General features: G+C 37.4%; 10 protein-coding genes. 9 read left to right on the plus strand and 1 reads right to left on the minus strand.

What is annotated here, in order from left to right:
* Positions 1-13 precede the first annotated feature (13 nt).
* From K5X82_17215 to K5X82_17250, 8 genes are all read left to right on the plus strand, one after another.
* A complete protein-coding gene (locus tag K5X82_17215; protein QZT36952.1) occupies positions 14-1,135 on the plus strand; it encodes an N-acetylmuramoyl-L-alanine amidase in 1,122 nt (373 codons plus the stop codon).
* Positions 1,136-1,150: 15 nt separating this feature from the next.
* Positions 1,151-2,338, plus strand: coding sequence for an MlaD family protein (locus tag K5X82_17220; GenBank protein ID QZT36953.1), 1,188 nt, complete (start codon positions 1,151-1,153; stop codon positions 2,336-2,338).
* A gap of 276 nt (positions 2,339-2,614) precedes the next feature.
* Entirely contained in the window at positions 2,615-4,105 is a 1,491-nt protein-coding gene (dnaA, locus tag K5X82_17225; protein QZT36954.1) for a chromosomal replication initiator protein DnaA, read from the plus strand.
* A gap of 65 nt (positions 4,106-4,170) precedes the next feature.
* The gene (locus K5X82_17230) at positions 4,171-4,791 is read left to right on the plus strand and encodes a YigZ family protein (GenBank protein QZT36955.1); all 621 of its coding nucleotides are present in this window, start codon (positions 4,171-4,173) and stop codon (positions 4,789-4,791) included.
* A 141-nt stretch (positions 4,792-4,932) separates the two neighbouring features.
* Positions 4,933-5,844, plus strand: a complete 912-nt coding sequence (gene pyrB, locus K5X82_17235; GenBank protein QZT36956.1) for an aspartate carbamoyltransferase — start codon at positions 4,933-4,935, stop codon at positions 5,842-5,844.
* Positions 5,845-5,850: 6 nt separating this feature from the next.
* The gene (gene pyrI / locus K5X82_17240; GenBank protein QZT36957.1) at positions 5,851-6,303 is read left to right on the plus strand and encodes an aspartate carbamoyltransferase regulatory subunit; all 453 of its coding nucleotides are present in this window, start codon (positions 5,851-5,853) and stop codon (positions 6,301-6,303) included.
* A gap of 8 nt (positions 6,304-6,311) precedes the next feature.
* Positions 6,312-6,761: a GAF domain-containing protein gene (locus K5X82_17245; GenBank protein ID QZT36958.1), complete on the plus strand. Its 450-nt coding sequence runs from the start codon at positions 6,312-6,314 to the stop codon at positions 6,759-6,761.
* A gap of 143 nt (positions 6,762-6,904) precedes the next feature.
* On the plus strand, positions 6,905-7,567 hold the full coding sequence (locus K5X82_17250) for a PorT family protein (protein QZT36959.1): 663 nt from the start codon (positions 6,905-6,907) through the stop codon (positions 7,565-7,567).
* A 21-nt stretch (positions 7,568-7,588) separates the two neighbouring features.
* On the opposite strand, the gene K5X82_17255 is transcribed toward K5X82_17250, so the two are convergent.
* Complete coding sequence (locus tag K5X82_17255) at positions 7,589-8,302, minus strand: ATP-binding cassette domain-containing protein (GenBank protein QZT36960.1); 714 nt, start codon at positions 8,300-8,302, stop codon at positions 7,589-7,591.
* Between the two features lie 122 nt (positions 8,303-8,424).
* Here K5X82_17255 and K5X82_17260 point away from each other — a divergent pair, with 122 nt between their 5' ends.
* Complete coding sequence (locus K5X82_17260) at positions 8,425-11,649, plus strand: tetratricopeptide repeat protein (protein QZT36961.1); 3,225 nt, start codon at positions 8,425-8,427, stop codon at positions 11,647-11,649.
* Positions 11,650-11,663 lie beyond the last annotated feature (14 nt).

Below are 11,663 nucleotides of genomic sequence, written 5' to 3' on the forward strand. Positions count from 1 at the left end.
AACCACTGTAATAATGAAGGTTTTTCGTTCTCTTTTAACGAATATTTATGTTGTTTTGTTTCTATTTATGCTAACATCTTTCTCATTGAATGCATCAAGTGCGAGTGATTCCACTTTTGTTTTGGTGATAGATGCTGGTCATGGTGGTAAAGATCCAGGTGCAATTCGTTTTCGAACACATGAAAAAGATGTGGTTTTAAAGATTGCTCTGGACCTAGAGAAATTGTTGCGACCTTATCATAAATCATTAAAAGTGATTATGACACGTATGGATGATCGCTTTGTGCAATTGAACAAAAGAGCAGATATTGCTAACAATGCACATGCTGATCTTTTTGTCTCTCTGCATGCCAATTCGTGTAGTAGTCCTTCGATTTATGGTGTTGAGGTTTATACCCAGGGAGTTGCGGCTTTAGATCGAGAGAATGAAGTAGCAAAAATGGAGAATAGCGTTATTCTTATGGAGGATAACTACAATCAGAATTATGATGATTTTGATCCATTCTCTCCAGAGTCATATATTATGATGACCATGGTTAAAGACGATAACTTTAATGAAAGTATTCGTTTCTCTAAGCTTTTAAACGATCGTTTTAAGAAGCAGGGGGTATCAACAAGAGGGGTAAGACAAGCGGGCTTTTTGGTTCTGAGAAAGACAAAGATGCCCAGTGTTTTGGTCGAAATTGGTTATTTAAGTAATAAAAAAGAGTGTGATCGACTGAAGTCGTGGAGTGGAATGAGGAAACGTTCCGAGACGATCTCTAAGGTAATTTTAGATTATGTAAGAGAAAGTGGAGTAGAGTTGGTTAAAACAAAAGTAGCACCTAGGACGTTAAAAGTAGAGTCTAGTAATAAAAAAGAGAAATCAGATACCAATGAGATAGGGAGTCATTTTGCTATTCAGTTGGCTGCTTCCTCTAAGGATGTCGGTACTGATAGATTCGGAACTATTAAGAAAAGTGTCTATTATAAGAAACAAAATGGATGGTTCCGCTATTATTATGGGAAGTTTAATACTTTTGACGAAGCAAAAGCATCATTGAATATGGTAAAAAATCAAGTGAAAGATGCTTTTATCGTTGCATTTGATGCACAAGGCAAGAAAGTGTCCTTGAAACAGTTGTTGAAAAAATGATATTGTAAATTATATATGAATAAGAAAAGAAATTTAAGGATTGGATTGGTTTTTGCAGGGACTTTGGTAGTCTTTGTATTGGGACTAAATTTTTTAAAAGGACGTGGCGTATTTTCTGGAGATAAAAGATACTTTATCAACTATGAAAATATTAATGGATTGATTGAAACAAGTCCAGTTTTGTACAATGGATTTAAAGTTGGTGTCGTGTCTGATATCGGGATTAACTTTGATAATAAAAAAATGGTTGTCGCTATCGATGTTCGTAATGACTTGATGTTAGGAGATAGTTGTATCGCAAATATTGTAAGTACTGACTTTCTTGGCTCAAAAGCAATACGATTAGAGAATGTTGGGACCAGTAGTATTCAAAGTGATTCATTGATTGGGCGACTCGAATTAGATTTAGTGTCTGAGTTGAACAAGAAATTAGCACCATTGCAAAAGAATATCGAAACGTTGGTCAAAGAGACGAATGTTACAATGAAAGCATTGAATGGCATTCTTACCGAAGAGACGCAAAACAATATAAAAGCATCGATATCAAATTTGAATGAAATTACATCTAATATTTCATCGTTGACTCAAAAGAATCAATCGAATGTAAATAAGATGATGCGTAACGGTGCTCTTCTGTCAGACTCTTTAGTGGTTACCATGTCTGAGGTGAACGGTATGGTGAAAAACATGAATGAGATAAGTGTAAAGCTTAATGAAAGCGGATTAGATACGATGGTTCAGAACTTACAGCTCATTACAACGCAGATTAAATCAGGAGATGGCTCTCTAGGTAAAATGATCTACGATGACACCATGTATACACAATTAAACAGTACCATGGCTGGTGTGAATGTTTTAGTGACAGATTTCAAAAATAATCCAGAAAGATATATTCATATTGACGGAGTCAACTTTGGAAAGAAAAACTTCTTTGTCGATCCAGATAGCTTTGTTCTTAAATCCAAAGTACAGTTGTTTGTTTTAGTTAATGAAAAAGATATTGTAGGTAGTAAAGGAGACGTTTTAAGTGGTTACACTCCTTGGAGCCACAAGAAGGATCAATACCTAAGATCTGTGTCATTTACAGACTTCTCATTGGCTAAAAAAGAATTAGTTCATGTACAATCAATTTGTCCTGCAGCTAAGATTGTAGCATTTAAGAAAGACAAAATGATTTCATTAGACAAAGCCTTCAAACATTAATTTTATATTTAGAAACATTTTTTTGTAAAAAGATGTTGGGCAAGTCGAGTCATGATTTGCGTCATATATTGTTAAGTTGAGGCGTAATATGTTGATATTCAGTGATATTTATTAATACACTGAATGTCAACTAATTGACTGTATGTTGTAAAAAACAAATTTTTTCTTCTTTTTTTATAAACAATTATTTGTCGATATTTGTATTGAAAAGGGAATACGTTTTAGTTGTTAATATACTATCCTCTTGAAATAGAGGATGCTGCTTTGAAAAGATCGATGAATAGGAATCACGTTGAAATATGGAATAAATGTTTAGCGGTTATTCGTGAGAATATCCCCGCAATAAGTTTTAAAACTTGGTTTGAACCAATTGTACCGATAAAGCTTGAAGGGGTTGTTTTGACAATACAGGTTCCTAGTCCATTCTTTTATGAATATCTAGAAGAGCAGTTCATTGATATCTTGAGAAAAGCCTTGAGGTTACATTTAGGATATGGTGCCAAATTGGACTATCATGTTAAAATGGACCATACGAGTCTACAGAGTAAGACGGCACAGAATGTAAACATTGAAGTTCCTACTACTGCAATGCCGGTTTCTCAAGCCAAAGCGGTGGTTCCAACTCCAGAGAAGTCTAACAATAGACCTCCTTTAGCTAATCGTCAACGTACTGCAAGTGCGAATGATAAGGACCAATCCATAAAGAACCCTTTTGTTATTCCGGGTATTCGTAAGATTCAAATAGACCCACAGCTTAACTCAACAAATAATTTTCAAAACTTTATTGAAGGGGATTGTAATAAGTTAGCTAGGAGTGCAGGCTTTGCGATTGCGAAGAATCCTGGGGGAACTGCCTTTAATCCATTGGTGATTTATGGCAATTCAGGACTAGGTAAGACTCACGTAGCTCAGGCTGTCGGGAATGAAGTCAAAGTCAATTTCCCTGAAAAGACAGTATTATATGTCTCTGCCAACAAGTTTATGACACAGTTTTCTGAGGCAACAAAGAATAACAATCGTAACGATTTCTTGCATTTCTATCAGATGATCGATGTATTGATTATTGATGATATTCAAGAGTTGGCAGGAAGAGAGAAGACACAATTAGCTTTTTTTCATGTTTTTAATCACCTACACCAAAACAAGAAGCAGTTGATATTAACCTCTGATAAGCCCCCTGTTGAATTAAAGGGAATGGAAGAGAGACTATTGACGCGTTTTAAGTGGGGATTAACCGCTGATATAACAGAGCCAAATTATGATACCCGTGTTGCAATACTGAAGCAGAAAGCATTGATGAATGGTCTTAATTTAGAAGATTCTGTTGTAGAGTATATTGCAAACAATGTCAAGAATAACGTAAGGGAGTTAGAAGGTGCTATTATATCATTGTTGGCACAGTCGACTCTTAACAACAAGAATATTGATGTGAGCTTGGCGAACGATGCGATTTCAAAACTTGTAAAACAAGCGAAGAAAGAGTATTCAATCCCTGCCATCACCAAAGTTGTTTGCGACTATTTCAAGATGAAACCAGATCAATTACAGGCAAAGACACGTAAGAGAGAGATTGTTCAAGCTCGACAAATTGCAATGTATTTTGCAAAGAGCCTAACCGACTCATCGTTGTCTTCTATTGGTGCCCAGATTGGTAAAAAAGACCACGCCACTGTTTTACACGCTTGTAAAACAATCGGTAATTTGAAAGAGACAGATAAGAAGTTCCAAAAATATTTGTCTGAGATTGAATCTCAGATAAGAGTTTAATGAAGAGCAGACATTTTAATTAATGTCTGCTTTTTTTTGATTTTTTTAATTTAGAGTAGACAATAGTGACCGAATTAATTAAAGATACATATCAAACTATTAGTACTCCTTCCGAAGGGTTGTTTAAGGACAAAGGAAGCAAGTTTATCGCTTATGCCTATCCGATCTTCTCTGTGGAGGAAGTCAAGCCGATTATAGATGTTTTGAAGAAAGAGCATTACAGTGCAAGACACCACTGCTTTGCTTATCGTATAGGAGTCGAAGGAGAGCAGTTTCGTGCCAACGATGATGGAGAACCTTCGGGAAGTGCAGGTAAGCCAATTCTAGGTCAATTGCTGTCCAAAGATTTGACAAACATACTGGTGGTGGTGGTTCGCTATTTTGGTGGAACACTATTAGGTGTACCAGGCTTGATCAACGCTTATAAGAAGAGCACTATTGATGTTATCGATAATTCGGATGTTGTAGAACGTATTGTGGAAGACTTGGTTGAAGTGAAATTTGATTATCTTGTCATGAACGATGTGATGAAGGTCATTAAAGACACAGACTTAAAGCAGTTATCCTCAGCGTATGATTTAATGTGTAAAATAGTCCTTCCCGTTCGAAAGACTAAAACAAAAGAGGTCGTAGATCGTTTATCTAAGATAGAGAGTGCTATTGTAGAGATAATAGGCGTCAGATAATGAATAAAATAAAGATACATAGTGATCGAATAATATATCGAGATTGTTTCCGATTGAGAAATGATCACAATTTAATTTTTATATATACCAATAGCTTCATTGCTATTGGTATTTTTTTTGTCTTTTAATTCACCTGTTTTTATGACAACAAAAAGTTTAATTTCAATTACGGATTTTACAAAAGAAGAGTATCTAAGGATTCTTGAATTGGCTGCAGATTTTGAAGCAAATCCGAACCAAAGATTGTTGGAAGGAAAAGTGGTTGCATCCCTATTCTTTGAGCCTTCAACTAGAACAAGGTTGAGTTTTGATACTGCAATTAATCGATTGGGAGGCCGTCAGATTGGTTTCTCCGACTCATCGTCTTCAAGTGTTACCAAAGGGGAGACACTACACGACACCATCCGTATGGTGAGTAGCTATGCCGATCTGATCATCATGCGTCACCCCGTTGAAGGCAGTGCAAGATATGCAAGCGAAGTTTCCGATGTTCCTGTGATTAATGCTGGAGATGGAGCAAATCAGCATCCATCACAAACGTTGTTGGACCTATATTCCATCCAAAAGACACAGAAAAGTTTAGATAACTTAAACCTATTCTTAGTTGGAGATTTAAAATATGGTCGTACAGTACACAGTTTACTTGAGGCCATGTCTCATTTCGACAACCCTATATTCAACTTCGTGGCACCTGAAGAGCTCTCCATGCCAGAGGTCTACAAGCTCTATCTAAAAGAGAAAGGGATTCGTTACTTCGAACATAGAGAGTTCACGGACATTATTTCTGAGGCGGACATCATGTATATGACCCGTGTTCAAAGAGAGCGTTTTCAAGATGCATTAGAGTATGAGAAGGTGAAAAACGTCTATATCCTAAACAATGCCATGTTGAGAAATACCAAGGACAACCTACGTATTCTTCATCCACTGCCTCGTGTGAATGAGATTGCAACAGATGTAGACAGCAACCCTAAGGCTTACTATTTCGATCAAGCTAGAAATGGTGTGTTTACAAGAATGGCGATAATTGCTCATGTTTTAGGTTTAAAATAATAAGAAATGCAAAAGATATTAAATGTAAGTGCAATCAAGGATGGTACCGTAATAGATCATATTTCTCCAGATGTACTATTCAAAGTTATCTCGATCTTGAAGTTAGACCTATGTCGTGACATGGTGACCATTGGAAACAACTTAGAGAGCAAGCAGGTAGGTAAAAAGGGTATTATTAAGATCGAAAATAGATTCTTCGAAGACCATGAAGTTGATCGAATTGCTTTGATTGCGCCTCAAGCGAAATTAAATATAATCAAAGACTATAAAGTAGTCGACAAACGCTCTGTTTCGATCCCTACTGAGATTGATGCCATTGCAAAGTGTTTTAATCCTAAATGTATTACTAACTTTGAAGATGTAACGACACACTTTGCTGTAGTTTCAAAAAAACCACTTGCTTTGAAATGTCGTTATTGTGAAAAGATTACTTTTGGTGATCAATTAGAACTAAAATAATGTAATATATGGGGTTTGAAATTTTGCTAGAGAAGATCTCTAAAGAGATCGATGGATTGAACAAAGAGGTAGCACTACCAAAAGTAATGGCAACTCTGAAAGAAGAGGTATTTCATTATGATTGGGTGGGTATATATGAGTTGACCGCTGATGAGAAAGGTCTGTCTTTAGGTCCCTATGTGGGCAAAGCCACTGACCATACCTATATTCCTGTTGGAAAAGGTGTTTGTGGTCAAGTTGCTGAGAAGAACATCTCAATGATTGTGCAGGACGTTTCTCAAGAGGACAACTACATTGCTTGTAGTATGGATGTCCAGTCTGAGATTGTTGTGCCTATAAAAAAAGGTGATCGTTTTGTGGCTCAGATTGATATCGATTCTCACGCATATGCCCCATTTACTTCTGATGATCAAAGTTTTCTTGAGAAAGTTGCGGCTTTGTTGAGCGTATACTATTAAATCCATAGAGTAGATAGATATATCGAGAAAGTAGAACTATACATGGTTCTGCTTTCTCAATTTTTATTCTTCGTAGAGCGTCATATTCCTGTATTTTCTTTTTAAATTTGTACCTTACAAAAGGTATTTATTAAATAGTATTTATGAAAAAGTATTTGGTTATTTTTTTACTCTTATGTTGTGGGGAAAGTTTTGGGCAGTTCTTTAATCGTGCCCACAATTATGTTGGTGTAAAAGGGGGATATAATATGTCATGGATGTCTTTCTATCCAAATACAAATCCATATACACAGATCCCAACTGATGCTTCATCTATAGGTGGTTATCAGGTCGGAATCGTTTTCCGTAACATGTCGGAAGATCATGTCGGAATCTTAGCCGAGGTGAATTACTCCCAAAAAGGTTGGGAAGAGAAGAACAGGCAAGGGATAAAGTACATGCGTAAATTGAACTACATCGAGGTGCCGATAATGACACATATCTCCATGGGTAAAAAGAAACTACGCTTCTTTCTAAATATCGGTCCATCCATATCTTTTCTACTTTCCGAACAAGAAACCCTTACCCAGCAGGATCCAAATGCTGACATGCAGAACTACTACGGTAAGAATTTAGATCAGAAATTCGATTTTGCTTTCTGTGGTGGTGGTGGGCTAGAGTATCGTTTCAAGAAACAGTCGGTACTATTGGAAGGTCGTTACACTTTGAGTCTACTCAACGTATTCGATGATGCAACCATTGGATACTCATCATCAAGAAACCAAGGTGTTGGGGTTACCATGACTTGGTTATATGATTTTCATTAATCCCAACAAAACTCTTGTTGTCTATCGAAGAACAAGAGTTTTGTTAACACACTCATAGGTCTCCTTTGGAAACATATCGATGATATTATGGTTGTGTGTCGCCATGATAATCGCCGTCCCATCTTGGTTAATCCTATTCAGTAGTTGCATCTGTTTGATGGCCGTTTCGGGATCAAGATTTTGTGTCGGCTCATCCGCAATAATAAGCTTCGGATTATTTATAATAGCTCGTGCTATCGATGCTAAATTCTTCTCTCCACCCGAAAGTTCGTTTGAGTACTTCTGTCCCAAATGCTTAATATCACACCACTCCAAAGTCATATTGATATGGTTGGCTATTGTCTGCTTATTGGTCCAACCTGTCGCTCTCAGTACAAACTCAAGATTTTGTGCCACAGTTCGATCATCTAGCAGGTGAAAATCTTGAAAGATCATCCCTATCTTTCGTCTATGCAGATACATGTTTTTCTTCTTTGTCTGTTTTACTTCCGCTCCATCAAATATAATACTGCCTTGTTTGTAAGGCAGTGAGCCATATATAGATTGGAATATTGTTGTTTTTCCTGTACCTACCTTTCCGATGATATAAATGAAGTCATTTCGGTACACTTCCAAGTTAACATCTGTTAGTATGATATTCTCTTTCTGTTGGAAGCTTGCATTTTCTATTTTCAATAATCTCTCCATATTTAATGTATTATGATTATTTTTTCCCTTAAATAATTTGACTTTCATTACCCTAATTATTACAAAAATATGCATTTTTGAAAAGAATTTACGTTACTTGGAAGGAGCTATCTTCTTTTGCTTTGAAAAAAAATACTAATAGAGGTAAATCATCATATAAAATGGGCAGAATGAAAAAGACAATATGTTTAGTTTTCGGATTTCTATTAACGGTGTATGTTTCACATGGTCAAATACTTCATGGGAAAGTTGCCGAGAAGTTTGAGAAGGCATTAGAAATGTATAATAATGGCAACTATAGTGGTGCATGCATTGCTTTCGAGGAGATATCGGAGTCTTCGCCGAATAGACGAAATTTTGAAACAGAGTCTGCCTATTACTATGCTTCATCGTCTCTTCATCTAAACCAAGAGCGTGGTTATACTTTGATGCAGAACTTTATTAGTAGATATGCCGACAGCCGACTAGCTACACAAGGTAGTTTCGAATTGGCATCAAAATACTTTGCACAAAAGAAATATGATGATGCCCTAGTTTACTTCAACAACGTTTCTGAAGAGAAGCTCGAAGAGGCATCAATGGATGAGTTCCACTATAAAAGAGGTTACTGTCTACTGAACCAATCCGAGTTTGAGTCTGCCAAGAACGAATTCTTCTCTGTCGTTTCAGCTGAAGAGAGTAGTGAGGTCTCAATGTATAACCATGCAGCACACTCATATTTGGCATATATCTTCTATGAGGAGGGTAAATATGGTAGTGCACAGTCACATCTGAAATTGATAGAAAACGATCCTGAATTTGATGATTTCGTGAAGACCTATAAGTGTCAGATAATGCTGAAAAAAGGGGCATACGAAGAGGCACTTAAGATGGCTCAACCTCTATATGAAAAAGCAGAAGGAAGTTTCAAAGGAGATATGGCTCGCTTGATCGGAGAGGCCTATTTCATGCAAAAGGATTATAAGAAGGCGTTGACCTATTTCGAAACATATGCATCTGATGCGAGTAGTCGTAATGATCAAGCCGATTACTACTACGCCTACTGTCTTTTCTATGATGAGCAGTATCAAGATGCCAAAGATATTTTCGAGCGTACCTCTAAAAACAATAGCCTCTTGGGGCAAAATAGTCTCTACCACCTTGGAGCTTGTGCCGATAAGCTTGGAGATCGTACCATGGCCTTAGACTGTCTATTGAAAGCGTCCAAGATGGATTTCGATCCTAAAATATCTGAAGATGCCTTCTTCTTATCAACAAAGATTAGCTATTTAGAGAATTGGAGTGCTACCAATGACCCATTGAATATGTTTAATGATTACATCAAAAAATATCCATATTCAGAGAGCAACAGGGAGGCCTACCGTTACCTTGCACTAACTTTTAGTAATACCCCAAACAACCAAAGGGCTATTGAGATCATCGACAGCCTCTCATTTGTTGACAAAGAGATGCGTATTGCTTATGAGATCAACTGCAATAAGTTGGGACTTAAGTACTACATGCAAGGCGAATATCAGAAGAGTATTGAACTGTTTGATCAGTCTAAAAAATATGGCTCATTAAGCGAACGTGAAGAAGCAACAGCTTTCTATTGGCTTGGCGAGTGTTATTACTCGCTTGGTAACTACGACCAAGCACTTGATAACTACTTAAAGTACAAATCTTCTCCTGGTGCCTACCTGAGCAAACAGGGAAATAAGGTCAACTACAGTATTGGTTACTGCTACTATATGAAGAAAGACTATAGTGTGGCACAAAGATATTTTGAGCGATTCATTTATGGCTATAAAGATCAAACAAAAGCGATATTAGCTGACGGTTACAATAGAAATGGAGACTGTTTTTATGTGCTCAATAAGCTGCCTTCGGCACTAAACTCTTACACGAAAGCATTCGAACTGAGGCTAAGCAATCCAGACTACTCTCTGTATCAATCTGCACATATCTATAACAACATGAATGATGTGAGTGCAGAGGAGAAGACATGGAATAAACTACTAAAATATTTCCCGAACTCTACCTATGCCACCTACTCTCATCTACAGTTGGGTAAATCGATGAGAAACAGAGATGCTATGGAGCAGTCGAAAGGGCAGTTCAAGAAAGTGGTTGAAAGTAACGACTCTAAGTATGTGCCTGAAGCCCTTCTAGGTCTATCGGGAATCTACATTAGAGAGAAGAACTACAATCCAGCTATCGAAACATTAAAAACCTTAATCGAGCAATATCCATCATCGGATAAGCGTAAAAGGGCGTTATCTAAATTGAAAAGTGTCTACATCGAGACCAATCAACCAGATGCTTATGTGGCTTATGTGAAGACAAACCACATTCCAGTAAATAAAGATGATGTCGACCCCGATGCGCTTCGTTTCCAAGCAATCGAAACCCATTATAACGATAAGATTCCTTTGAGAGAGACGGTGGAGTTCTCTAGCTATAAGAAGAACAAAAACTTAGATGCTTATGAGCAGAAAAAAGACGCCTATGTCCTTCTGAAGAAGGGGGCTAAAGGCGATGAGATTCTGCCATATAACCACACTACTGCCTTTGAGTTGTCATTGAAAAAATATATCAATGATTTCCCTAAAGGTGCTCACCGTAGAGAAGTCTACCACTATTTGGTCACTCTCTATAGTTACTTGGGCAACAAAGAGAAATCTTACATGTACAACAACCTAATCATCCGATTGGGGCGTGGTGCATACTATGCCCAAGCATTGAAAGAGGCAGCGGCATTCTTAATGAATGAAGGTCGTTTTGAAGAGGCGATGGTTCAGTATCAGCGCATGAGATGGATCGAAGGCGATAAAGACGCAAATGTAACTGGGTACATCGGTTATGTAAGAGCTTCGTTTGCTGCCAAAAAATGGAGTAAAGTGATTGAAGCAGGGGATAAGCTAAGCCATTACGGAAGCCTCTCTACTTCGTTACGCAACGAAGTGAGATACCTTCAAGGGTTGTCTTACCTGAAAATACAGGAGAATGCCAAAGCACTTGCCGTACTAGAAAATGTTAAGTTTATCTCCTATAGCGACAAATACAGTGTGAATGCTGTATATCGTCGTGGAGTGCTTCTATATCAGGCGGGACGTTATGATGACTGTGTGAACCTTCTTCTTAAGGAGTATGGTCCTAAAGTCGGCCCTAATGCAAATGTTTTAGCTCGATACTACATTGTTGCAACTCAAGCTATGTTGGCCAAAGGTGATAAATTGATGGCTAAAGTTACAGTACAATCCTTCCTTAACCAAGGGTTACAAATCGAGGCACCACTAAAAGCACAGCTAGAAAAAATATTGGCTCAAGCAACACAGACGGCGGAGACAACTCCAAAGCCAAAAGATAATAGCAAGAAGAAAAGTCCTAAGAAAACACAGGCAGTTCACTTTTAAGATATAGAGATGAT

It is taken from the genome of Prolixibacteraceae bacterium, assembly GCA_019856515.1.
GTDB lineage: Bacteria > Bacteroidota > Bacteroidia > Bacteroidales > Prolixibacteraceae > Halosquirtibacter > Halosquirtibacter xylanolyticus.